Annotated in this window: 17 protein-coding genes; 11 read left to right on the top strand and 6 right to left on the bottom strand. The window is 57.5% G+C overall.

The genetic code is table 11. The features are described from left to right. From F5897_RS03420 to ffh, 6 genes are all read left to right on the top strand, one after another. On the top strand, window positions 1-2724 hold a 2724-nt coding region (locus F5897_RS03420), incomplete at its 5' end, for an AAA family ATPase (RefSeq protein ID WP_183304468.1). A gap of 111 nt (window positions 2725-2835) precedes the next feature. Next, window positions 2836-3711, top strand: coding sequence for a signal recognition particle-docking protein FtsY (ftsY, locus tag F5897_RS03415; protein ID WP_124825034.1), 876 nt, complete (start codon window positions 2836-2838; stop codon window positions 3709-3711). Between the two features lie 201 nt (window positions 3712-3912). Next, window positions 3913-4800: an ABC transporter substrate-binding protein gene (locus tag F5897_RS03410; protein ID WP_124825035.1), complete on the top strand. Its 888-nt coding sequence runs from the start codon at window positions 3913-3915 to the stop codon at window positions 4798-4800. 23 nt (window positions 4801-4823) lie between these two features. Next, window positions 4824-5846, top strand: a complete 1023-nt coding sequence (locus tag F5897_RS03405; RefSeq protein ID WP_124825036.1) for an amino acid ABC transporter permease — start codon at window positions 4824-4826, stop codon at window positions 5844-5846. Then, window positions 5843-6616, top strand: coding sequence for an amino acid ABC transporter ATP-binding protein (locus F5897_RS03400; RefSeq protein ID WP_124825037.1), 774 nt, complete (start codon window positions 5843-5845; stop codon window positions 6614-6616). The genes F5897_RS03405 and F5897_RS03400 overlap by 4 nt, the downstream gene beginning before the upstream one ends. 134 nt (window positions 6617-6750) lie before the next feature. Beyond that, window positions 6751-8328: a signal recognition particle protein gene (ffh, locus tag F5897_RS03395; RefSeq protein ID WP_183304467.1), complete on the top strand. Its 1578-nt coding sequence runs from the start codon at window positions 6751-6753 to the stop codon at window positions 8326-8328. On the opposite strand, the gene F5897_RS03390 is transcribed toward ffh, so the two are convergent. Continuing rightward, the gene (locus F5897_RS03390) at window positions 8315-9481 is read right to left on the bottom strand and encodes a carboxylate-amine ligase (RefSeq protein ID WP_183304466.1); all 1167 of its coding nucleotides are present in this window, start codon (window positions 9479-9481) and stop codon (window positions 8315-8317) included. The genes ffh and F5897_RS03390 overlap by 14 nt on opposite strands. A gap of 277 nt (window positions 9482-9758) precedes the next feature. Between F5897_RS03390 and rpsP the strand changes: the two genes are divergently transcribed. Genes rpsP through trmD form a run of 4 tightly spaced genes read left to right on the top strand, consistent with a single transcriptional unit; the run spans window position 9759 to window position 11966 of the window. Further along, entirely contained in the window at window positions 9759-10187 is a 429-nt protein-coding gene (gene rpsP / locus F5897_RS03385) for a 30S ribosomal protein S16 (protein WP_183304465.1), read from the top strand. Between the two features lie 5 nt (window positions 10188-10192). Beyond that, complete coding sequence (locus F5897_RS03380) at window positions 10193-10468, top strand: RNA-binding protein (RefSeq protein ID WP_124825041.1); 276 nt, start codon at window positions 10193-10195, stop codon at window positions 10466-10468. After that, complete coding sequence (rimM, locus tag F5897_RS03375; RefSeq protein ID WP_183304464.1) at window positions 10468-11148, top strand: ribosome maturation factor RimM; 681 nt, start codon at window positions 10468-10470, stop codon at window positions 11146-11148. Before F5897_RS03380 ends, rimM begins: the two co-directional genes overlap by 1 nt. Before the next feature lie 5 nt (window positions 11149-11153). Next, the gene (gene trmD / locus F5897_RS03370) at window positions 11154-11966 is read left to right on the top strand and encodes a tRNA (guanosine(37)-N1)-methyltransferase TrmD (RefSeq protein WP_183304463.1); all 813 of its coding nucleotides are present in this window, start codon (window positions 11154-11156) and stop codon (window positions 11964-11966) included. Between the two features lie 7 nt (window positions 11967-11973). Here the strand turns inward: trmD and F5897_RS03365 are convergent, their stop codons facing one another. The 4 genes from F5897_RS03365 to F5897_RS03350 all read right to left on the bottom strand — a co-directional run bounded on the left by F5897_RS03365 (window position 11974) and on the right by F5897_RS03350 (window position 16934). Continuing rightward, window positions 11974-13275, bottom strand: coding sequence for an MFS transporter (locus F5897_RS03365; RefSeq protein ID WP_221221274.1), 1302 nt, complete (start codon window positions 13273-13275; stop codon window positions 11974-11976). Window positions 13276-13435: 160 nt separating this feature from the next. Further along, window positions 13436-13999, bottom strand: coding sequence for an NADPH-dependent FMN reductase (locus F5897_RS03360; RefSeq protein ID WP_183304462.1), 564 nt, complete (start codon window positions 13997-13999; stop codon window positions 13436-13438). A 100-nt stretch (window positions 14000-14099) separates the two neighbouring features. Further along, window positions 14100-14393 (bottom strand): type 1 glutamine amidotransferase family protein, encoded by a 294-nt coding sequence (locus tag F5897_RS03355; RefSeq protein WP_183304461.1) that lies wholly within the window; start codon window positions 14391-14393, stop codon window positions 14100-14102. A 150-nt stretch (window positions 14394-14543) separates the two neighbouring features. After that, window positions 14544-16934, bottom strand: coding sequence for an HtaA domain-containing protein (locus F5897_RS03350; protein ID WP_183304460.1), 2391 nt, complete (start codon window positions 16932-16934; stop codon window positions 14544-14546). Between the two features lie 406 nt (window positions 16935-17340). Here F5897_RS03350 and F5897_RS03345 point away from each other — a divergent pair, with 406 nt between their 5' ends. Next, a complete protein-coding gene (locus F5897_RS03345; RefSeq protein WP_183304459.1) occupies window positions 17341-18789 on the top strand; it encodes an amidase family protein in 1449 nt (482 codons plus the stop codon). Here F5897_RS03345 and F5897_RS03340 read toward each other — a convergent pair. Beyond that, a complete protein-coding gene (locus F5897_RS03340; protein ID WP_183304458.1) occupies window positions 18786-25253 on the bottom strand; it encodes a ZmpA/ZmpB/ZmpC family metallo-endopeptidase in 6468 nt (2155 codons plus the stop codon). The genes F5897_RS03345 and F5897_RS03340 overlap by 4 nt on opposite strands. Window positions 25254-25379: the final 126 nt, after the last annotated feature.

The following is a 25379-nucleotide window of genomic DNA, read 5'->3' as shown; positions in this document are numbered from 1 at the left end:
CGGCTGCAATTCTTGGCGGGGCAAGACGAACCAACCGTGATTCCGAACCGGGTGACGCAGGCCGATGTGGATCGCGTCAGCGCCGAGTTGCAGCGTCTCGAAGCGCTAGTGCCAGAGGCGCGCGAAGCCCACGCCGCAGCCAGCATCGCCGTGCAGCACAAACGCGAAGCGTTAGACGCTGTAGACAAAGAGATCGCCGCTGCCGCCGCAGCGCTTAACGCCTACGAAATGCAGCTGACGAAACTTGGCGGGGAACACGCCGCCGCGATCCGTAGACAGCAAGAGCGCGAGGCCGAACACAGTCGGCGCGAAACTGCCGCCAGTGCCGCGACTAGCCGGCTCGAACAGGCGGAAGCAGCCCTCAAAGAACTAGAAACCGCGGAGCAGGCGGGCGGATCCACCACCGCAGCAGCGAGCGATCTGGAACAGGCATATAACGCTGCCGGCGAGACGCAAACCCGGCTCGAAACAGAGCGGGACCAGCTGCAGGCAGCCCTGCACCGTGCCGAACGAGACCAGGTTGCGTTACAGGCAACACACACCGCGCTTGCGGCGCAGCTGGGGCAGCACGATGGCGGCGACGCGGTAATCGCCGCGGGGCTCCCGGGCGTGCACGGTAAGGTCGCGACGCTGGTAGAAGCTGACGCAACACACACCGCTGCGCTGGGGTTGCTGCTTGGCGACGCCCTGCTGGTTGCAGATGAAGCCGCTGCAACGCGGGTTTTGCAGCACGCGGCGGAGGCGGACCTCGGGCGCGTGCAAGTGGTTTTGGCGACGGCTGCCCCGGAAATAGACTCCGCCACGACCGCAGCGCAGCTTTCACCGCAGATAGCTGAGGCGCTCGTCGCGGTTGGCGCGGTGCACGCCGAATCAGTGATTACTGCCGCATCCGGAGTCAAGGCGCTGCTGCACACCGCGTTTTTAGCGCCCGATCTCGCCTCTGCACAGCGGCTCGCGGCAACCCTCTCCGGCCACCTCGAACACTTCACAATTGCCACGTCGCACGGTGAAATTGTGACCCCGCACACTGCGGTTGGTGGATCCGCCACCAGCAAATCCCTTCTTGAAGTGCGGGCGGAATACGACACCGTCACGGCCCAGCTCGACACCGCAACAGCCGTGGTGCAAGACGCGAAACAGCGCTGGGAGGCAGCTCGCCAGGCGGTGCAGGAAGCCAAAACTCGTGCCGCGGAACTGTATCGACAGCTGCGGCAGGCGGACAGCGCCCGAGCTGAATTCGCTGCGAAATGGCAGCGTGCCGCAGCGCAGGTGGAAGCTGCGAAAGCCGAGCAGGAGCGCGCTCGGGGTGCGGTGGCAGAGAGCGAGAATCGAGTGGCGGAGGCTGCAGCGGCAGTGGCGACTGCGGCGGCAGCGGTGACGGAGTTTGAAAAGCAGCCACGGCCAACCGTGGAACATTCCGTTCGCGATGAGCTAGCCGCAGCATACGAAGAAGCACGGGCCGCGGAAGTGGAGCAGCGCATGACGGTGCAGCGCGCCCAGGAACGTGCTCGCAGCGCCGAAGGCGCATACCGTCGGGTGCGAGAGCAGTTTCACGCGGCAGAAAAAGCAGAGCAGGAGCGGGCCGCACGCGCCGTGCAGCGCAACCTGCAAGCCCGCGCCGCGCAGCAGGTGCTTGACGTTTTGCCACAGTGGTTAAAGCAGGTTGCGGCGGATCTCACCGCCGCCCGCCAGGCCCAGCAGGAAGCGGAGCTGGAGCGCGCCAAGCACAGCCAGGAACTGACTCTGCTGCGGGCTGAAGCTGCCAGCGTGCGGCAGGAGCTTAGCGGTCTCACCGAGCAGGCGCACAGCGTGGAGCTGCAGCTCTACGAGCGGCGCATCGGCTTGAAGTCTTTCACCGAGCGGGCTCACAATGAGCTGTCGCTTGATGTGGCGACGCTGCTCGCCGAATACGGCCCCGAGCTGCCGGTGCCTGATCTCAGCGGGGGCGCAGGTGCGGCAGCTGAGCCCGAGGCGACGGCTCACGCCGCAGCGCCAGACGTCGAGACGACAGCTACCCCAGCAAGCGGGGGAACTGAAGCGGGGGAGGTGGATCCACCAACCAAACCATATAATCGCCAAGAGCAGGAGCAGATTCTGCAGGCGGCAGAGCGGGCTCTAGCGCAGCTTGGGCGTATCAATCCACTGGCGTTGGAGGAATTTGCGGCGCTGGAGCAGCGGCACACCTATCTGCATGAACAGATAGCTGATCTCACCAAAACCAAAAAAGATCTGCTGCAGATTGTCGCTGACCTCGACGTTAAAATGGAGACGATTTTCGCTGCAGCGTTTGCCGACACCAAGGCGGCGTTTGAGGTGGTGTTCCCGATTCTGTTCCCTGGCGGCACCGGGAAAATTGAGCTCACCAACCCCGGCGATATGCTCACAACCGGCATTGAAATCACGGTGAAGCCGGCGGGTAAAAAAGTCGAGCGGATGTCGCTGCTGTCTGGCGGCGAGCGGTCGCTAGCGGCGGTTGCTTGGCTGCTGGCGATTTTCAAAGCGCGGCCAAGCCCGTTTTATATTCTTGATGAGGTCGAAGCGGCGCTTGATGACGCGAACCTCGGGCGGCTGCTCAACGCTTTTGAGGACTTGCGACAGCACTCGCAATTGATTGTGATTACGCACCAAAAACGCACTATGGAGATCGCCGACGCGCTGTACGGGGTTTCGATGCGTGGCGACGGCGTGAGTGCGGTGATTGGGCAGCGGCTGAGCGACGTTTAGCGCGACCACGATGCCGCCCGGCAGCGGGCGCGGCCATGTTTTGGGCGGGTGGATCCACCTCCGCAAAAATTGCCCAGCTAGCACACGGTGTTTTGAGGGTATCCTAAGAGTATGTCTGAAAAGCGCTGGTCATTCTCGAAAGCTTTCTCAAATATGTTTCAGCGCAGTGAGCCGATCACTGCCGACACCTGGGACGATTTGGAGACCGCTTTAATCACTGCCGATTTCGGCCCCGATATTGCTGATGCGGTGCTGACTGAGCTGCGCGACCAGGTGGAGCGCTTCAACATCACTGACGCGAAAGAGCTGCGGCAGCTGTTGCGGGATGTGCTGGCTGACCGTTTGGCGAAGTTTGATGCGACTTTGAAGCTGGCTGACCGCCCCGCGGTAGTGCTGGTTGTGGGCGTTAATGGCGTTGGTAAAACCACCACTATTGGAAAGTTTGCAAACTATCTCGGCACTTTCCAGAAGCGGGTGATTGTGGGCGCAGCTGACACCTTTAGGGCTGCGGCGGTGGATCAGCTCGCGACCTGGGCGGAGCGCGGCGGCGCCACGATTGTGCGTCCGGAGCGTGAGGGGCAGGATCCTGCGGCGGTTGCTTACCAGACCGTGCAGCGCGCAATTAACGAGCAGTATGATGTGTGCATTATTGACACCGCTGGGCGGCTGCAGACTAAGGGCGGGCTGATGGACGAGCTCAGCAAGATTAAGCGCGTGGTTGAGAAGCTGGCCCCAGTGTCAGAGGTGCTTTTGGTGCTTGACGCGACAACCGGGCAAAACGGGTTGTCGCAGGCACAGGCGTTTATTGATTACGCCGGCGTAACCGGGCTGGTGCTGACAAAACTCGATGGCTCGGCAAAGGGCGGCTTTGTGCTGAACGTGCAGGAGAAAACACAACTGCCGGTGAAACTTGTGGGGCAGGGTGAGCAGATTAACGACCTTACTGGTTTCACGCCGCACGTGTTTGCGCAGCAGCTGGTGAACTAGGCGCCCTCCTTTTTTTGTTGGAAAAGTACAACAGTCGCTTTATTTTTTGGCGGGTTGATACTGCCTGCCAGGCTAAATGTTACGGCGAGACTACGATTTGCGCCTGGTCCTTGCAATCACTGTGACACGCTGCTAATTTTTAGTTTGATTGCTCAATCGGCAGTCATTAGGCTGACCAAACGAAGAGGATTGGTGTTTCCAATGAAAAAGAAGAATCTCTTTACCTTCCCAGCAATGGCGGCGGTAGCTGCTCTCGCGCTGACCGGATGTGTGAACGACGACGGAGCCGCAGGCGGTTCTGGCGTTGAGGTTTCTGGTGTTGACGAGGCGGCAGTAGCGCTGCTGCCCGCAGAGGTAAAAGAAGCTGGCAAGCTGGTTGTCGGTACCGACGCTGAGTACCCACCAAACGAGTTTAAAGACGCCTCAGGTCAGCCTGCTGGCTGGTCTGTTGATCTGGTAGAGGCGATCGGCGCGAAGCTGGGCCTTGAGGTGGAGTGGGAGATTATGAGCTTCGACTCAATTCTGCCGCGTGTTGAAGAGGGTGCGCTGAGCCTCGGTTCTTCATCATTCACCGACACCCTGGAGCGGCAGAAGACTGTTGACTTCGTGAACTACCTGCAGGCTGGTACTGCGTGGGCAGCTCCAAAGGGTTCAACCGTGGATCCAGACAACGCATGCGGTATGAAGGTTTCTGTGCAGTCAGGCACTATCCAGCACACCGATGATCTTCCAGCGCGCAGCAAAGCTTGCGAGGATGCCGGTAAAGCTGCAATCGACATTCTGCAGTTCGAAACCCAGGCTGAGGCAACCCAGGCGCTGCTCGACGGTCGTGCTGACGCGATGGCTGCTGATTCCCCAATTACCGGTGACGCAATTGCGAAGTCTGAGGGTGAACTGGTAGCAATCGGTAAGCTTTACGACGCTGCGCCATACGGCTTCCCATTCCAGAAGGGCAGCGGTGTGGGCAAGGCTGTGCAGGCAGCCCTGCAGTCACTGATGGATGACGGCTCATACGAGAAACTTCTGAAGAGCGCTGGCCTGGAGTCAGGTGCGCTGAAAGAAGCGACCATCAACGCTGGAAACTCATAAAAATTCGAGGTTGAAGCAAAATTATGAGTCATCTACAACATGCTGGCGGTGCTGCGCATAGTGCAGTGCATGCGGAGCCAGAGCCGATTAAGGCGATTCCGGTCCGCCATCCGTGGCGCACCGTTTTCGCTGCGGTGGTGCTCATCGCGGTGGCCCTGTTCCTGTACGACGCGGCATTTAATCGCCCGGTCTACAGCTGGGATGTCGTCGCGAAATACATTTTCGATGTGCGGATTCTCTCCGGCATCGGTTACACTCTCCAGCTGACCGTTTATGCCATGATCATTGGCGTGGCGCTCGGCATCACCATGGCCGTGATGCGGATGAGTCCAAACCCCGTGATGCGCTCTATTGCGTGGGTTTTTCTGTGGCTGTTCCGTGGCACCCCGGTGTATGTGCAGTTGGTTATGTGGGGTATGGTTCCGGTTATCTACAAAACCATTTCCCTGGGTATTCCGTTCACTGACGCGGTGTTTGAAATCACCACCAAAGATATCTTGAGTTACTTTGTGCTCGCGGTTATCGGTCTGGCGCTCAATGAGGCAGCCTACATGGCAGAAATCGTACGCGCTGGTCTGATGTCAGTAGACAAAGGTCAGAACGAGGCTGCGATTGCTCTCGGTCTGGGCTGGTGGCATACCATGTCACGCATCGTGCTGCCGCAGGCAATGCGCGTAATCATTCCTCCAACTGGCAACGAACTGATCTCCATGCTGAAAACCACCTCGCTGGTGGTAGCTGTGCCATTCACCCTCGATCTCTACTCACGGGCACGTGACATTTCAGCGGTGAACTACAAGCCAGTACCACTGCTGATTGTGGCTTCTCTGTGGTACTTGCTGGTGACCTCTATCCTGATGGTTGGCCAGTACTACCTAGAGCGCCACTTCGCAAAGGGTGTGGGCGAGCGCCCACAGGTGCAGAAGCCAACCGTGGAAACCGGCGCCATCTCAGTGATTGGTACAGCCGAGGATCACGCAATGCTGGCTGCAGCTGACAATGCGGCAGCCTCGCAAACACCGCCGCGGCAGGAGGGGAAGCAATGAGCACAGCTAAAACACCAATGGTGAAGGCAGAAGCTGTTTCTAAATCATACGGCTCAAACCAGGTGCTGAAGTCAATCTCTCTCGAGGTTGCACAGGGCGAGGTGCTGTGCCTCGTGGGTCCTTCAGGGTCCGGAAAATCCACCTTCTTGCGCTGCATTAACCACCTTGAAACCATCAACGCGGGGCGTCTCTACGTTGATGGCGAGCTGGTCGGCTACCGTGAAGAAAACGGTAAACTGTATGAGCTTAACGAGCGTGAAGCAGCGCATCAGCGCCGCGACATCGGCATGGTGTTCCAGAAGTTCAACCTGTTCCCGCACATGACTGCGCTGGAGAACGTGATGGCTGCGCCGTTGCTGCACAAAAAGAAAGATAAGGCGGCGCTGCAGACTCAGGCGATGGATTTGCTCGCGCGAGTCGGTCTGGCTGAACGCTTCGACTACTATCCGGCACACCTTTCGGGTGGGCAGCAGCAGCGTGTGGCAATTGCCCGCGCGCTCGCGATGGAACCAAAGCTGATGCTCTTTGATGAGCCAACTAGCGCGCTTGATCCAGAGCTCGTGGGTGAGGTGCTCGACGTGATGAAGGGCCTGGCAGAAGCTGGCATGACCATGCTGGTGGTAACCCATGAAATGGGCTTCGCCCGCGAGGTAGCAGACACCCTCGTCTTTATGGACGGCGGTGTGGTTGTGGAAGCCGGCGACCCCCGTGAGGTGCTTAGCAACCCACAGCGGGAGCGCACCAAAGCGTTCCTCTCAAAGGTGCTGTAATAAGTAACCACCACCGGTTAATCCCGCAGCTAAGGGCGGTGCTCCTCGGAGCACCGCCCTGCTTTGTAGTAACGGGTGCCGGGCGGGTAGATAAAAGTGCGTTTTAAGGTCAGTGGTATTAAAATAAAAGGGTTATGGCTACATTTGGATCACTATCAGAGCGTCTGCTCGAGACTTTTTCTAAGCTGCGCACCAAGGGTAAACTGAGTGCCAGCGATATTGATGGCACCGTGCGGGAAATTCGTCGCGCCCTGCTTGAAGCTGACGTGGCGTTAGAGGTCGTTAAAGACTTTACCGCGAAGGTGCGGGAGCGTGCCCTGGGAGACGAGGTTAACGCAGCGCTAAACCCGGCGCAGCAGGTTGTCAAAATCGTTAATGAAGAGCTGATTGAGGTGCTCGGCGGACAGCAGCGCAGGCTGCAGTTTGCGAAACAGCCGCCAACCGTGATTATGCTTGCGGGTCTGCAGGGTGCGGGTAAAACCACCCTCGCCGGTAAGCTCGCGAAATGGCTTAAAAAAGAGGGCCACACGCCGCTGTTGGTTGCCTGCGATCTGCAGCGTCCGAACGCGGTAACCCAATTGGGTGTTGTGGCGGATCAGGCCGGCGTCGCAATCTACGCGCCGGAGCCAGGCAACGGCGTCGGTGATCCGATACGCGTTGCAACCTCCGGTGTGGCGCACGCCCGCGAAAAGCACTATGACTTTGTGATTATTGACACCGCTGGTCGCCTCGGTGTAGACGCTGAGCTAATGCAGCAGGCGGCTGATATTCGTCGCGCCACCGATCCTGACGAGGTGCTGTTTGTTATCGACTCCATGATCGGTCAGGACGCGGTTGCAACTGCGCAGGCCTTCCAGCAAGGCGTTGATTTTACTGGTGTCGTACTGACAAAGCTTGACGGCGATGCGCGCGGCGGCGCGGCGCTGTCTATCCGCGGTGTTACCGGCAAGCCAATTTTGTTTGCCTCAACCGGTGAAACACTCGATGATTTCGAGATTTTCCACCCTGACCGGATGGCTAGCCGGATCCTCGATCTTGGTGACGTGCTTACCCTGATTGAACAGGCACAGGCTGTTTTCGATGAGGAAGAAGCGCGCAAAACAGCCGAAAAAATCGCGAAAGACGAGTTTACGCTCGACGACTTCCTGAAGCAGATGCAGCAATTGCGCGGGCAGGGATCAATCAAGAAGATGATTGGTATGCTGCCGGGCATGGGCAAGATGAAAGAGCAGCTCGACAGCTTTGACGAGCGCAAGATTTTGCACACTGAGGCAATTATTCAGTCAATGACCCCGGCGGAGCGCGCCAACCCGAAGATTTTGAACGGGTCGCGGCGACTGCGTATCGCGAAGGGTAGCGGCATGACCGTGACCGATGTGAATATGCTGGTGAAACAGTTTGAGCAGGCAGCTAAGATGATGCGTACTGTTGCGCGCGGTGGGATGCCGCAGTTGCCCGGCATTCCAAACGGTGCGATGGCTGGTATGCCAGGTATGCACGGAGGACGGAAGAAGCAGGCGCAGCAAGGAAAGAAGAAAGGTGCACGTAAAAGCGGTAACCCTGCGAAGCGTGCACTGGGTGCTTCCCAAGCTGCAGCTAGTCAACCGGCAGGTGCAGGATTTGGAGCAGCAGCGATGGGAGGCACTTCAGCAAATCAGGCAGCAGATATGAAGCAGATGCAAGAGCTTTTGAAGCAGGTTAAGCTCGGCTAACAGATTCCCGGAAATCTCGCTGCAGAAAGCGCACAACTTCTTGCAATGCGGCGTGTTTGTCATTGCCCTGTTGGAGTTGCCTATTGTAGCAAGCAAGCTGTTCGGTGCTGCTGTTGGCGCCGTTGAGAGCACGGCTGCGAGCATACTCCAACTCCTTAGTGCATCCTAAATCTGCAGCGAAGGGAAGTAGTCTCTCGCAGGTAGCTGCTAAGTGAGCACCCAATTGGGCGGTTGCACCCTGTGAATTGGTGATTATCTCTGCTGCAAATCCGTAGCGAGAAGCGCGCCATTTGTTTTCGGCGCAGATGATTCGTGGCAAGGGCATTTGCTCAGGCGGGGTGTGCTTTTGTGATGCGGCTTCGGCTGTTAAACATTGTGACAGCGCAGAAATAGCACCGAGTGTTTCTAAATCAGAAACGCTGTCGCAGGCACGCAATTCTAGTGTGCCCCACTGTGGTGCGGGCCGAATATCCCAGCGGGCCTCATTCACTTCAGTAATGATGCCGTAGCGTTGTAAATCTGCAATTGCTGCTTCGAAATCTTCCCAGGTTGCAATCTCTGGCGGCAGCCCGGCACTGGGTAGCTGCTGAAAGAGCATAGTGCGGTTAGAAGCGTAACTGGTGTCATCGCTGAGCCAGAACGGGCTAGAAGCGGCGAGCGCAATTAAGTGGGGTTGGTAGTTTAAAAGCTTATTTAAGGTTGGAATAGCAAGGTTTTGATCAGCTATTCCAATGTGTGTGTGGATCCCCCAAATAAGCATGTTCCGGCCCCACCAGCCATAATTATGCATAAATTCCCGGTAGCGGGCAGTGTCGGTTGCAAGCTGCTGCTCCCAGGTGGCAAAAGGATGCCCGCCTGCTCCAATAGGGGCTACGTTATGCGCATCCGCAACCTGCACTAGGAGTGCTGCGAGCTCTTGCATTTCGGCAATTGCGGCAGGCACAGTTTGATGCGGCGATGATACTAGCTCTACCGTGTTTTGCAGTAGTTCAGCTGTTGGACGGGCAGCAAGTTGCCTGGGGCTAAGTTTTTTTAGGTCAGCGATTATTTCCGGAGCACAATTGCTGAGCTCGCCAGTATCTTTATTAGTTAAAGCAAGCTCCCACTCAATGCCGAGGGTTGCGGCGGGTGATTTGGCAAATGTGAGACGCATGGGCGCTCCCGTTCTCTCTGGCAGGGAGAACAGCTGTGATGGCGCATTCAACCTGCATTGGGAAGTTAAAACCACTATAGAGCGTTATGCTGTGAAACGGAAATAAAATTTGCAATACCTTGAAATATTCTTTTCGGAAACATAAAATCCCTGGTCGCAGCAAAAATTGCTTTTAGCGTTTAGGTGTGGCAGAATTGCTATGTGCGGGTCAAACGGCTCGTCAAGAGAAGAGCTTTAGGCTCGTTCGACCCGTAGAGGGCTTAACAAGGAGTATTAAGTGGCAGTAAAAATTCGCCTCAAGCGCATGGGTAAAATCCGTGCACCGTTTTACCGTGTTGTAGTCGCTGACTCACGCACCAAGCGTGACGGTCGCGTTATCGAAGAGATCGGTAAGTACCACCCAACTGAGAACCCATCATTCATCGAGATTAACTCAGAGCGGGCACAGTACTGGCTGAGCGTTGGCGCACAGCCAACCGACCAGGTGAAGGTGCTGCTGAAGCTCACCGGTGACTGGGGCAAGCACACCGGCGAGGGCAACACTGAGTCAGTTGTGAAGCCGGTAGAGGCAAAAGCTGCTTTCGTAGCTGACGAGGCTAAGAAGTCTGTTATCAAGCCAAAGGCTGAGAAGCCAGCTGCGGAGGCACCTGCTGAAGCTCCTGCGGAAGATGCTGCTGAGGCAGAAACTCCAGCAGAAGAGGCATAAATAGCATGACGCAGTCAACCCTGGCAGAAGCATTGCATCACCTGGTGTCTGGTATTGTAGACAACCCGGATGATGTGCGCATCGACGTTGTTAGCGGCTCTCGCGGCGAAACGCTTGAGGTGCGGGTAAACCCCGTTGATCTTGGGCGGGTTATCGGCCGTAGTGGTCGCACCGTGCAGGCGCTGCGCACAGTAATCGGTGCGCTTGCTCAGGGCGAGCGGGTGCGGATCGACATCATCGACACCGCCGACGCAGATATAGCAGACGAGACTGCTAACTGATGTCTTCACAGCAAAACCGCGCGCAGGCTCCTCGTCCCGCAGTAGGGCAGGGGGGTCTGCGCGTTGGTCGTATGACCAAACCGCACGGGCTCAAAGGCGGCCTTAAACTAGAGCTCTACACTGATAATCCGGAACTGCGCTTCGTGCCTGGGGCAGTGTTTCATCTGCAGGTGCCGCACGACAGTTCATGGTTCAATAAAACCGTAACCCTGAAGGAGCTGCGCTGGTTTAATGGCCGGCCGGTAGGCTTTTTCAAAGAGATTTTAACGCGCACCGTCGCTGAATCCATCGTGCGGGCAATTTTGTGGATCGATGAAGCCGCGGTTGCCGCCGGGCAAGAAGATGACGCCTGGTACGATCACGACCTGGTGGGCTTAGAGGTGCGTGAGGGTAGTGTCGTGCTGGGCACGGTGGAGCGGGTGGAGCATCTTCCCGCACAGGACTTGCTCGTGGTTGCGACTAAAACAGGCACTGTGATGGTGCCGCTGGTGCAGCAGATTGTGCCAGAGGTGAATGTTGTCGCCGGATACATTCTGGTCACCCCGCCCGCGGGGCTTTTTAACGATGCGGAAGCTGAAATTGTGGTTGCCGCTAAGGACACCGCGGCGGGCGATTCTGCTGCGGGGCAAGCAGGGGAAAATGCCGCGGCGCCGAACTTACCGCGCGACAATAAGGCGTGATTCACATGAAAATTGATATTGTTTCAATTTTTCCTGCGTACTTTGAAGTTCTGGGTCTCTCACTCTTGGGCAAAGCGCGTAATCGTGGCCTGCTTGAAGTTGGCGTGCATGATTTGCGCGACGTCACCACAGACAAACACCGCACCGTAGACGGCACTCCCGCTGGTGGTGGCGCCGGGATGGTGATGAAGCCAGAACCGTGGGGTGTGATGCTGGATCAGCTCCTAGCCGCGAGCCCCTGCGTGGGCGGTAACGCAGCCACGGCAAACGCCGGCGCAAGCGTGGCCGAGAGCACTGGAGACGCAGAGTGCGCAGTGGGCAGCGCCGAGAGCGCGGCGACCGGGCCACTGCTGATTTTTCCGTCACCCGCGGGCGAAGTTTTTAACCAGCAAATGGCGCGGGAGCTCGCCACCGAAAAACACCTAATTTTTGGGTGCGGGCGTTATGAGGGCATCGACCAGCGAGTGTTTGACGAGTATGAGCAGCGTGCCCGTGTCAAACTGATTAGCATCGGCGACTATGTTTTGAACGGCGGTGAGGTTGCCACGATCGCGATGATTGAGGCGATTGCGCGGCTTTTGCCCGGCATGGTCGGCAACCCGGAAAGCCTGGTAGAAGAGTCGCACGAAGACGGGCTGCTGGAGTATCCGAGCTACACCCAGCCGGCGGTGTGGCGCGACCGGGCTGTGCCTGAGGTATTGTTAAGCGGGAATCACAGAAAGATCGCTGAGTGGCGCCATGAGCAGCGCATCGCCCGCACCAAGCGAGTGCGCCCAGAGCTGCTCACCGACCAAACCGAAAACCAGCAAGCGTTTTAGCGCAGCTTTAATTTAGTGGTGCATCTACCTCTGCGAGAGTTTTACGAGCCATATTGCGCATTAGGAGCAGTGCCGGAATACCAGCCAGCGTGCACAGCGCAGCAGCGTAATAAGCTGGTGCGAGATTGTTTCCGGTCTGCTGCATCAACCATGTCACAATCACGGGAGAGAACCCGCCGAACAGTGCCACCGCGATGTTATACCCGATTGCCATTCCGGAATAGCGCCCTACCGCGGTAAACTGCTCGGGCACTGCCGCGCTTGCCACCGCCGACCAGCCAGCAGCTGGAATCGCCAACAGCGCCACCCCGAACACTACCGCACTGCCCGAAACACCCTGCAGGAGCAGATAGGCAGGCAGCGATCCACCAACCACAGTCGCGAGCAGCACCGCAAACACTTTGCGTCTGCCAAAATGGTCAGCCGCAAGCCCAATAAATGGTGTCACCACGATTGCTATGAGCGCCGCTACCGTGCCAAACAGTAAAGTCTGGCCGGCGGCCAACTCGGTTGCCGCCTCCAGGTAGGTGGGAACGTAGGTGATGTTCAAGAAATAGGTGGCGGAGCCCACCGTGGAAATCAAAAACGCCACCAGAATCGCGCGCGGCTGCTTGCGTAACGCCAACAGCAGCGGCGAGCGTCTATGTTGCGGGGCGGTTTGCTGCTGGTGAGAGCGAGTGAAAGACTCCGTCTCAACCATCAGTTTGCGCAGCGGAATCATGCTCGCAGCAAGTACTCCGCCAATCAAAAACAGGACGCGCCAACCCCACTCTTGCATCTGTTCAGCTGGCAGGGCAAAAGCGAGCCAGGTGCTAAGCCCGACCGCCAGCAGCGCTCCAATCTCTGAGTTAGCAGCGGCCCAGCTAGCAGCAAAACCCCGCCTGCCGTCACGCGCTGACTCCATGAGGAACACTGTTATCCCGGTGTATTCGGCGCCGACGGAAAAACCGGCGAGACTGCGCAACAGCAACACTAAAATCGCGGCCCATACTCCGAGCGTTTCATGAGTTGGAAGCAGCGCGATTCCGAACATAGCGATTGCCATGATGCCGGCAGAAATAACCAGGGCGCCGCGGCGCCCAATTTTGTCACCATAGTGCCCGAAAACCATTGCGCCTAGCGGGCGGAAGAGAAAGCCAACCGCTCCTGTGGCAAGCGCTAGCAGGAAGGAACCCTCATAGGGAGCGTAAAAAGCCTGAGCTAAATAGAGCGATGTATAGAAGAAAATGGAGAAGTCGTACCACTCTACAACCGTGCCAAAGGCCGCAACTGCCATAGAGCGTCTTCTAGCGGTTTCGGCTTTGTGCATTGTCTCTCCTGGATTTGAGGTATTCGTTGTAAAAATCCTAGAGAAAGAAAATTAGGTTTAGCTGAGCGCAGCCAGCCGTAGCGGCATATCGATTTACCTGCCTTGGAAAGCTGAGGGGAGGAAACAGCGTGCTGCTTCCTCCCCGGCATTGCGTGAGAAGTTAGTTCTTCTCGAGCAGCGCTACCACGTTGTCAACGTATTTCTGCAGGAACTCTACAGTTGATTCGTTGTTGATTTTGCCGTTTTCGTCAAGCAGGGTTGGGCTTTGGCCGAGGAACACCTCAGGCTGGCCCGGCAGCACCATGTCGAAGTAGCTCAGCGCCAGACGCAGAGTTTTCTGCGAAGAGTAACCGCCCATGCGCCCGACAGAGTGGCTAATAATGCCGGCAACTTTGTTCTTCCAGGCAACGTCAGAGTTCGGCTTAGACCCGATGTCAACCGCATTTTTGAGGCACGCTGGCACTACACGGTTATTCTCCGGGGTGACAAAAAGCACGCCGTCTGAAGCTTTAATGGTCTCGCGGAACTCAGTGTATTCCGCAGGTAGCTCAACATCGGTAACCTCTGGGTCATCGTAATCGAAGTTATAGAGAGGTAGATGTCCGATCTCTACGATCTCAACCTCGTAATCGGCAGGGAACATCTCGATAACGTTGTTAGCAATCTGCCGCGCGAAAGAACCACGACGCAGAGAGCCGATTAGCACACTAACTTTTTTTGACATATGAAATCTCCTTCCACATCCAGTGTAGAGATTTTTGCTCAGATGCGCCTGACAACACAACACAAAATGCTGCCAGTCTTACAGTTGGGTGCTGCCAGTCTTACAGTTGAGTTGAGACCTCAATGGTTTTATGCGCGGTTGCTTGTGCTGAAGCCGGATTCTGTCCGGTTACTAGCCTGCCGTCAACTTTGACGTAGGGAACAAAAGGCAAAAAGTTTTTAGAATATTTAGCGCCGAGCGTTTGCATTCTCTGCTCCACATTGTACGGCACCAGTTTACTGACTCCCGCCAGCACCTCCTCCGTCCACGAGAATCCAGTCAGATTTTTACCTGCAACTAAAAGGGTGCCGTCAGAAAGTGTGGTTTCAAGCAGACCGCAGTAGCCGTGACACACCGCAGCTACGACACCACGCTTTCATAGTGATCAACATTCGTTGTAACAAGCAGAATAGACTTCGATTTCATTGCTTCAGTTTAACGCCATATTCGCATATATGATTGGGGCGTGGTCGCAACAGCGCCAAGCCCCAATCAGTGGTTTGCTCTAGCGAGATGCTGTTTTGCTGCGGCTAACGGTGAGCGTAACAGCGCCAGCCAGCAGCACAACTGCCAGCAACAGCAACTGTGAGGTGGTGTTGTCTGTGCCAGTTGCCGCGAGCTTATCGTCAGCCGTTGCAAGCTTAGCGCCGTCAGCGGTTAGCTTAGCCTGCTGTCCGGGGCTTGCGGTGCCAGGATTTTGTGGCTGCACCGGAACATCCTGGTTGCCGGCCGCTGCGCCGGTGCCCGCACCTGCGTCCGCTCCGCTGCCGGTGTCGCTTGAGCCTGCGCCGGCTGATCCACCAGCAGCAGCCGTCACGGTAAAGGCGAGGCTCGCGGTGAGCGCGGTGTCAGCCTGGGTTGCGACCACGGTGTGCGCGCCAGCAGGAGCCGCGTTTGGCACCTTGGTCTGTAGGGTTGCAACGCCCGCATCGTTCGCGACCGCAGTGCCCAGTGGCAGCGGGTCAGAGTGCAGCTCGAAAACTACCTCTTTGCCCGCGACAAAACCACTCGCGGTGAGAGTAACAGCGTCACCCGGGGCGGCGCTCGTCACGGTAGCGGTGAGCTCCTGGGCGCGAGGGCACACCGAATCGGCAACCTTGCCACCGACAAAAATTGCCTTCGGTGGCTTGTTAGCGTCACCCGCGGCGCCGCTCGCATACCACCACGGCCGCATTGACGGATCAAAGTTGTCGATAAACTCAGCTGGCCAAGAAGACGCCGCAACTGAGCCGTCGGCCCGGGTGTAAGGTCGATCTTGCCACTCTGGCTCACCGTAGATGACCAGTTCACCGTTGCTCTCCATCACATCTACGCTCTTGAAGGTCGCCACCGGCACTCGCTTGAAACCCTCCGAGTGGGTGTCTGCGGCAACCGCCCAGTAAATGTCCATGGTGAGGGTCGCAGTTTTATCTGCCTTCACGGTCAGCTGCGGGTTACCCCAGGTGCTGACCAGCTCTGGTACCAGGGTTTCGTAGTGTTGAATGTGGAAGCCGGAGCCCCAGCTCAGCTGAGCCTCGCCAGTGAGCGGGTTGTACCAGCCAGATCCACCAGCCCATACGTATTCGCCCTGCTCGTTTTTGGTGACACCCTCACGTGCGCGTACTTTCCAGGCAGCGGTGTAGTCGTTGACACCCCAGCTCAGGGTCGGCTCAGTTACGTTCACCGCGCACACCGCGGCCGCAGTGTTAGGTGCTGCTGCCGGGCCGCTCCACGGCTCTGCAGTTTCTTCTGGAACAACCGGGGTCTGACCCGGGGTTTGCGGACGCTCCATGAAAATCGGTACAGCTCCAGAACGGTTGAGCACTGAAATACGGGAAGTATCTGTGAAAGGGTGTGAAACGTAGAGGCTTGTGCCAGCTGCGTTAGTTGCTAGGCCCCAGGTGTTTGCAGCTCCCGCACCGGTGCCAGCAGTAACTCCGGCCTGGTTGAAGTCAATGATGACGCGCTCGTCCCAGGTGTCAGGGGAAATCATGCTGACGGTGTTGTCGTGGCCGTTGCTAGTATAGAGCTCACCGGTGGCAGGATTGACGCTGAGATCGTAAACATTTTTACCTACGGTGAGGAAGTTTTCGCCCACAAACAGGCGCAGCTTGGTGTCAAAGGTGAGAATGCGATCCCGCTCCCACTGATCCGCTAGAGTTGCACGCATCAGAATGTATAGTTTGTGATGTTCCGTGTCAAGCTCCAAGCTCAGCGGGCGGCCGCCGATTTCAACATCGTCAAATACCTGGCTTGCTAATGGGAGTGCGAGATCTTGCACCCAAGCGTTGGTTTGAGTGCTGAAAGCAGTTAGTATTTTGGCGCGAGCCTCGGCAATCCAAAATACTTTATTTTGAGAATCGTAGACCACATCTCGCACAGAAGGGTATTTCTCATTAGAGACTGAAATCAGCGGTGCCACAGTTTTAGTAGCAACATCTACCGGATAGAGGCCTTTAGAGTCGTAAACGTAAACCGCACCGGTGTCGGTGTCAACTGTGACACCGCTAACAAATTTCGGAATGCCGCTGAAAGTTTCGGAGGCGCCAGTCGCGGTATCGATAACGCTAAAAGCACTGTTGCGGTAGTGTGCAACGTAAATCTTTGAAGCATCTGGGCTGAGCGCAAGTGAGCTTGGCGCAGCAGCAGGGAGTTCCCAGAGTGTGGTGCTTGGTTGATTAGTGGTGGTGTCGAGCCAGGTGATAGCGCCGTTGGTGCCTTCGCCGCGATCCACCACAATATAGGCGCGGTTCTTCGCGTCATCGAGCACGATATCGCGTGATACGCCACCGGCCGCAACCGTGGTCTCAAGGCTAAATTGTACTTCGTCAGATGCTTGCGCTGGTGTCAGCGTCATCAGCGCAGTGCAGCAGGCAAGCAGCACAGCCGCAAACTGCTTTTTTCGCCGAGAAAACATGCAAAACCTTTCATTAGATTATGTTTAAGCTCTCTCACAATACCCCAACATCAGATGAATGTAAATCTTGCTTAAATAAAATATGCTTTACTGCGGCGAGGCGGTATATTCACGCTAGTGAACAGACACGCTCGCATAACGCTTTTCGGGGTGTGGATCGCGCCGCCTGCTCTACGCCACCCGTACCGTGCAGGTTATCGCGCCGGCCCCTGCGGGTGTGCCCGCCTATGCTGCGCTCTCGCTTGCAGAGTACTTTCCGCTTGCAGGCGGCCCGCTTCGCCTTCCTCTGCCACCCGTGGCTTAGCACTTGCGTGCGCCTTCGCATACCTTTATGTACTTGCCGGTGGCCGCACTTGCGCGCCGTCTGCGGAACCGGCAAAATACTACCCAAGAGGAAGGAGCAGCGATGCCTAACTGGGGTGAGCTTGATATTCCGGGGTGGCGTGCCGCTGTGGCGGAGCGCGGCGCCGCAGCTGGGGTGGAGTATGCGCTCAGGCGGATTGCCGAGACGCAGGAGCTGAATGCCTTCACCGTGGTGCTGGATACTGCCGCCCGGGAGCGCGCCGCCCAGCTTGACGCGCTGCCCGCGGTAGAGCGGGGCGTGCTGCACGGAGTGCCGCTCGCGCTGAAAGACGAAAACGACCTCGCCGGCACCGTCACCAGCTTCGGCACAAGCGCCAACACCACACCCAAAACCGCGAACTCGCTGTTTGTGGATCGCCTGCTCGCTGCCGGTGCAATCATCATCGGCAAAACCACGATGCCTGCCTTCGGGGCGTTCTCGATAACCGAGTCGGAGGCTTTCGGGGTGACCCGCAACCCGCACAACCTGCGGCGCACGCCGGGTGGCTCCTCGGGCGGATCAGCGGCGGCGGTTGCTGCCGGGATTGTGCCCGCGGCGATCGGGGGAGACGGCGGAGGGTCGATCCGCATTCCCGCAGATCGCTGTGGTTTATACGGTTTGAAGCCGGAGCGTGGCAGTGTGCCGACCGCGCCGTATCCGCATCTGTGGCATGAGCTCGGGGTCGCGGGGCCGCTTGCGAAAACCGCGGCTGATGCACTGCTGTTGTGCCGGGTGATGGCAGGCGTCGAGGTGGCTGCACCCGCGGTGTCTGATGCTGTCGCGCCAGATGCTGCCGCGTCGCAGCCCTTGCCGCTTCCTGCGGAGTCGCAGTCACAGCCGCTTGCCGCACAGCCGCTTCCTGAACCGCCGCGGCTGCGTATCGGGGTGCAGCTGCGCCCCACCAGCCCGGGTGTGCGCTTGGCGCGGTCACACCGAGACGCGGTGCTCGCGGCGGCCGCCCGGCTCGCGGAGCGCGGGCACACGGTGGAGCAGGTTGCAGCGCGGCTGCCCGACCCGACGCTGCCTTTTATCGTGCAGTTTTTCCGCGCCATCGCCGACGAGATAGCGGGGCTTGATAACCCTGCAATGATTGAACGCCGGCACCGCTTCACCGGATTTGTGGGCAGGCTGATACCTGAACGACTGCTCGCCTGGGCGAAGGCGCGCAGCGCCAGTTTCGGGGCGGATCTCGCCGCCCAGCTGGGCCCCTACGACGTGCTGCTAACCCCAACAACCGCGGGCCGCCCGCGCCGCGCCGACAGTAACCGCGGCAAGAGCGCGCTCGGGGCGATGCTCGCCGCAACCCCGGACGTCGCCTACACCGCGGTGTGGAACGTCGCGGGAAACGCCGTGCTCGCCGTCCCCTACGGGCGCGCCACTGACGGGCTGCCGGTAAGTATTCAGCTGATTGCGGTGCAGCAGGAGCGCGCGGCTGAACCCGAAGCCGCCAGAGAAATCACTCTCGCTGCCGAGACGCTGTTGGTGCAGCTGGCACAGGAGCTCTCTGGTTAAGCCTCCGAGTCTTTCCCGCGTCGAGAGCCGAGTAACAGCCCGCCAAGCGCTAGTCCAAACACTGCTAGCAGCGGTAGCTGCGCTGCGGTGCTGCCGGTAGCGGCAAGCTGGGCAGGCGCCCCGCTCTGCTGCGCGCCAGCAGCGCTAGCCTGGGTAGCCCCAGGCTGAGCCGCGTCACCGGCTAACCACTCCGCTGGAATCTCGAAGTGTGGCAGCGCCTCTGCGGTTGGTGCGTTTTTTGGTGATTGTGGGAGCCACTCCGCCGGAATTTTGAAGTATGGCAGCGGTGCAACGGTTGGTGCGGTCTGCGGCACCTGAGAGATAAGCTGTTGGTTTGCGCCGGCTTCCTGCTGCAAGCGTAGCAGCCGCGCCAACTCCGCTTCAGCTTGCTTAAGCGCTGCCTCAGCCTCGGTCACGTGCAGCTGGCAAGTAGCCAAAGCCTCCCGACGTGCCGCAATCTCACCCTGCAACACCGCGACCTGCGCAGCTAACGCGGTGGCTTGCTGCTGTTGGGTGCGCAAATCGGCGACAAGCTGCAACAGGTGCGGATACCCCGCCGCAGCAGTGTCATCAGCCAAAAGTGCCGGCACCGTTGTAGCGCGTAACACGTCACGCTGCGAGGCTAACTGCTCTGCAACACGCGTTGTCTGCCGCAGCTGCTCCAGCGCTGCTTGCGCTGCTTCCCGGCGCATAGCAAGTTGTTTAGCCGCAGCCTCGGTGGCCTGCTCTGCAGCAGTAAAAGCCTCCACCGCCCGTTGGGCAGCCGCAGCTAATCCTTGCAATTTCTCAACCCGTGCAGTTTGTTCGGAATTCTCTGCCATGGCGAGGTCAGCCGCGGCAAGCTGCTGCTCCAAATGCATGAGTTGTGTGCGCAAAGTAGCTAGTTGCTCCCGCTGCTGCTGCACTGTCGCAGTTGTCGCGCTAGTGTGGTCAGCAACATCAGCAAGCTGCTTTTGTGCCCGCTCATTAGCGGTGGTGTGCTGCCGTAACTCCTGCTGCGCCGCAGTCACTGCTTGCTGAGCTTCACTAATCTCTGTCTGCAAAGCAGTCAGCTGCTCACGCAAACGCTGCTGCCGGGCAGTCGCAGTATCCTTCAGTCGCTGCTGCGCAGTAATATCTTGTCGCAGCTGCTGGTGCTGGAGAGTGCGGCGGGAAACCTCAGCTGTCACCCGCTCTAGCTCACGGGTAAGCCCAGTGTGCGCCTGCTGCAACCGCTCCAGAGCAGCGGCTGCCCCAACTTTGTCAGCCCGCAGCTGGGTGCGAGCCTCAGAAACCGCGGCTATATCATCGGTAATCTGCTGCAAGCGGGCATCCAGCTGATCACGTTGCTGACGCAACTGCGCTAAGCGTTCCTCATCGCGCGGCTCCGGCAGTGCTGCGGTCGCAAAACGTGGATCGCTAACCTCCGCGGTTGGTCGCGGAGCCAAAGTCGCCACATAAGGCGCCTCAGGAGCCACCTCGACAGGAGCCACCCACGGGGTCAAAGCAGCATCACCGTCAGTGAAAATTGAAGACTTAAACTCGTCAGTCTGCCGCATCAGCGCAGAAAACACCGCAGCCTTAAAAGCGTAAACTCTTGACTGCCGGCGATTGTTTTGACGCTTCTTATTAAAATCGTCGGTCAGGAGTGCACGGAAGTGATCCACAATCTCCTGATAGTTAGTGAATCGCAGCTGCTGGCCCTCAAACTGCACCGTGATTGGCTTCAAGTGGGTTTGTGCGCGCTCTTTGTTAGCCTGATACGCGTGTTTACGGTAATCCTTCAAAGAATTAAACTGGCCGTTAAAGATTTTCGGCATAATGAAAGTGTCTGGCAGGTGCGGCTGCCCAGCGGCCCGCGCTGCTGCGCCGTATTTATCTGAGGTGTAAGGCACAAACCCCTCATGGTAGCCCTTCGCGGCTAGCAGTTCAAAAGCGTTACGCTTAAACGCGCTTTCCCCGGTGATACCGAGATTAGACTCTGCCGTGCCATACTGTGGCTCCAAAACCGGCACAGACCAGTAACCGTTTGCGCCCAAAACACCCGTCTGATTTTGACCGCGACGAATCATCAGCTCGTTCTCAATCAGATCGTTGATGCTGCGCAAATTCATGTTTGCGATTTCATCAGCAGTCAGCTTCTGATAAGAATTCAAATGACGGTTACCGTTAGCCTCATGGTTGCCTAACCGCATCAGAATGCTGGCGTGCTCTGCAGAGTTGCGCTCTAATAGCACCTCGGCTTCGGCGTTGTCGAGCAGGTACAGGGCATCAAAGTAGCCTTTATAGTACTGGTTTAAATCGGTGATTGTTTGGAACCGGTTTGGATTCTGGTTGTGCAGATAAGCCTGACCCTTATCAGTAAAGTAGGTCGACTGGTTAAACGCCCACCCGTCGTGACCGATAGTCCACGGATTTTGCAGCAGGTCGTTGGGGTAAACCTCAAACGACGCATTGGTGCGCATGCCCTCACCACCGAGGAAAATATAACGCTCCATATTGTGCACCATTTCGTGAGTGTAGGTCACAATACTGCCGTCACCACCGAGCACCGAAGCGCCTTCCATAAAAGTGCCCACGCGGAAAGAAAACCCGAGTGCACCGTAACCTTTAAACCAGCGTCCAGTAGGTCCGTAAAGCTCCTCGATCGCGCGAGCAGCATCTGGGCCGTACTCTTTGGAAGTGTGAAAACCATCCCACACCGGAATTGTGTTCACCAGGTTTTTACGCATGGTTTCGTTACCGATGCGATACCACATATCGTAGTATTCGCGATACTTCTGGGCATACTCGTGCACCTGCTGTTTCAGCTGCGCGATGCGAGCAGGGCGGTCGGCCTCAGAAACTTTTTTCTTGTCAATATAGCGATCAAAAAAGCCGAAACCGATTGCCGTAATATGCACCATAATAAACGCGGTGTCGGGGCTCACCGTCAGAATCGGCAGCAAATGTGATTTGTACTGGTTCACGTCACGCAGTCGCTGAGACAGTTGCACGTTAGTGTCAGGGGTGGCAAGCGACTTGGACTCAACCAAATAAACTTTAGTGGTTGCTTTAAACCAGTCATCAAAAGAGGTGTACTTTGTAAACTGCTGCCGCAAATCATCAAGCGCGTCAGCCAGTTCCTGCCTTCCGGTAGCCGCACCCAGCGCGCTGCGGTAGGTTTCAATATTGCGGCGCGGGTTCAAGAGATTGTAATTGCTGCCCAGCTCAATGAGCGCATCCAGCGGGCTCTTTTCAACCCCGTAAAAGTCACTGCGGAAAACAAAGAAATCTTGCAGATTGTTTACGTCAAAAGCAACGTCATACCATTTATTAACATAGGCTAACCCCAGCAGCAGCGCATGCTGGTTATCAAGCACTTTCCGCTCCAGCTCAGCTCGTGCAAAATCAGAGCCCGCTAGCACACTCTCACGCGCAATCAGCTTTGCCAGCTGTGCCGCCAACACACTGTGCTGTTTTTTAAACGGTTCGCGCAAGTATAGGCGACCCTGGTGCGCTTCCAGCACTTGCTGTTCCACCTCAGCGCGAGATGGTGCAGCAACACCTTTCTTCGCAGCCTCTTTGACGGCGCTATCGTAAGCACGATCAACTTGTTGTTGCCAAGCAGGTGTCGTGACTGTCACAGTGCCCGGAATTGATTCAAAAGTAATCTGCTGCAGCTGCTGTGCTAAACGCTGTGCTAGCTGCTCATCCGCGGCATCAAACTGTGCCGTAGTAAACGGTAAACCACCCGCCATATAGTAGTGCGTTAACTGGCCAGCCCTAGCATCACGGGTGTCACGTGCCAGGGCGCGGCGATCCACTGTACGATCCGCAAAATGCAGCAGCAACCCGTCAATCTGTGCCGCGTCACGCACAGTATCGATCGACACTCGACCCTGTACAGTGGCTAGTGCGGCACGTAACTCTTTGGTTACAAGCGGGTCATCATCGGCAAGCATATTGCCAGCTCGTACCAGTACATCGAGCGAAGCATAAGGCAGTAGTTTCGCGTAGTTACGGTATGCCTGGTAGCGTTCTGCCCGCGCCTCGGCGGAAGTAAACTCTTGACGCTCTGGCATTGTGCGCAGATTCGGCGCGGCACTGGTGCCATCTCGTAAAATAATCGCGTTATAGTACGAGGTTGCGTATTCTCCGTCAATATCGCGGTTATCGACTCTGTTGTCGGTGTCGCCACTTGACTCTCCAGTCACCGTAAACACCTGGCTGAGGTTCGCTTTAAACCCGCGGTCACCGTTGACTATGTGGCCGCCGGTAACTTGCATGACACTCACTGCGCGGCTAATGCGGCCGTGGCGGTTGCTTGACCAGGTAGAACCAACTAAGCCACCGACTTGACCATAGGATTGCGGGTTGTGGATCCGGCCTCCCGCGAAAGCCCCTTGCATGTTTGCGCCATCAATCAGGCTGCCAACCACACCGCCAACCCGGTTTGCTGTGCTATTGGCGAAAGATACGGTGATATCGCCCCGGTAAGCTACCCGCTGCATCCGCCCACCGGACAGAGAACCGACCAGGCCACCGGTGTTGGAACGCTGTGCGTCGTGGGTGGCGTGGATGTCAGCTACAACCGTGCTATCAGAGATGGTTGTGTTAGTCGCATCAGCGATTAGACCGCCCACGTTAACTCCGCCACGAATAGTGCCGCGGGTGATGTGCACCTGTGACAGGTTGGCGCCGTTGGCTCGCTGTGCGAGTGCCGCAGTGTTTTGTGTTGCGGTGGCGATATCCACGTTGTTTAACCGTAGATTTTGCACTGAGCTGCCGGCTGCGAGCGAGGCGAACAGCGGGCGTGACAGGCCACTGATTTGGAAGCCGCCGCCGTCTAGCGCACCGGTGAATTCTCGCTCTACATAGGCGGTAGCCGCACTCTCAAGAGCAACCTCATCGGCGTGCATATCGGCGCCGAGACGTAACTGGGTGGCTCCTGACCGCAGCGCTTCAAGAAGTGATTTGAAGTTGGTGTAAACACCCTGTTCGGCGGCGGGTTGTTCGCGCACCGCAACGGTTACTGTGCGGAGCCCAGCCGCAGCGAAATTGGCAGTAGCTTGAAAAACTGGGGTGCTGCCGCTGGTGTCGTGGGTGATGGCAGTGACATCGAGGGTGATGTCTTTGCCGTCACGGCTTTTTGCATGCAGCACATAGCCGCTGAGGTCTTGTGGCACCGAGGCGAGCTCAGTGACCCGGGTGAGGGTGCCGTTATCGTTGCGGTACAGTGCCAGCGGGCTGCTTGCGGTTGCTAGCGGTGCAATCAGCTCGGCTCTTGTGAAACTAGAATCACCAGGTTTGTTTTCTTCCGCCGCAATTTCTGCTTGTAATGCCTCTAGTTGTGAGGTGATATTTTGTTCAGCGGTTTCCAAATCGGCAATTTCATCGGTGAGCGCCTGAATCTGTGCTGTCAGGTCAACATCATGCTGTCGGGCAGCGGCGAGTTCTGTGGCTTTTTCCTCTAGCTGCGATGTGAGCTTGTTTAGCTGCTGTTGCGCCTGCTCCAGATGGGTGTTTTGCTCCGCTAGTGCGGCGTTTAATGCGGTCAGCTGCTGCTCCGCTGCTGCTGCTTCATGGGTGGCGGCGGTGAGCTCTTGGACTGTGGTGGTGGTTGCAGCCTCGTTGGTGTTTGAGATTTCGGCCAGGTGTTGCTGCGCAGCGCTCAGACGCTGCTCTGCCGCAAGCTGCTCGGTGGCTGCGGTCGCGGCACCCGCACGCGCCTGCTCCAGCGCCTGGGTGGCTTGCGCTAGCTCGGTTTCCGCGTTGGTTACTTGCTGTTGCGCTGCCGCAATTTCACCCTGCAACTGGTTGTGCCGGGAGTTGGCCTGAGCTTGCTGGGAAAGTAGATTTTCACGCTGTGTGGCGAGCTTGGAAAGGCGCTGAGTGAGCTCTGGTGCGGTTGGTTTGCGACCGTCAGGGAGGTGATCTTGCGGGGTGAGAGCAGCATCGTATGCGGAGGTTTTTTCGTCACGCTGCTGTGCTGCTTCTTGCTGGGAGGCTGTGTGATTATCGTGCGCTGTTTTAGCTTCGTCCGCGGCGCGCTGTGCCGCAACCGCAGCTTGCTGTTGCTGTGCTTGCTGCGCCGCAGCCGCGGCTGCCTGCTGTGTCGCCTCCTGCTGTGCGGCAGCCAGGTCGGCTGCTGCAGCATTTGCTGCTTGCTTTTCAGTTTCTCGCTGCGCTGCCTCTTGTTGCTGCAGTGTTTCTAGCTGTGCTGCAGCTGCTTGCTGTGCAGCTAATTTTTCGTCACGCTTAGTGGTAGCCGCGGCAAGCTCTGCTGCTTTGGCAGCAACATCTTCGCGAGCTGCAGTGATTTCCGTTTCGGTAGGGGTGCTGCTGCCGGAGTTGGTGTGAGTTACAGGTGAAAGTTCCTGAGCGGTTTCTGCAGTTGTCGCTACAGCGCTAGCGGAGCCTGCGGCGAGTGATGCGGTGACTACACTGCTAGCCAGCCCGAAAGACGTAAGTTTTTTAACCGGGCTAGATTTTTGGCTTGACAAAATACTTCCTCAACGGTTTCACACGTGCTTTTGAAACATAATTTTATCAGAATAAAAGCCTTCAAAACGGGTTCGCGGGCTGCCACACCAGACGCCTCAAAGCTGCCGCCAGCCTATGTGCCGCCA

Origin of the sequence: Canibacter oris, from assembly GCF_014197205.1 — a bacterium.
Classification (GTDB): domain Bacteria; phylum Actinomycetota; class Actinomycetes; order Actinomycetales; family Microbacteriaceae; genus Canibacter; species Canibacter oris.
The sequence above is the reverse complement of the archived record's forward strand: the minus strand, read 5'-3'. Positions and strand labels throughout refer to the sequence as shown.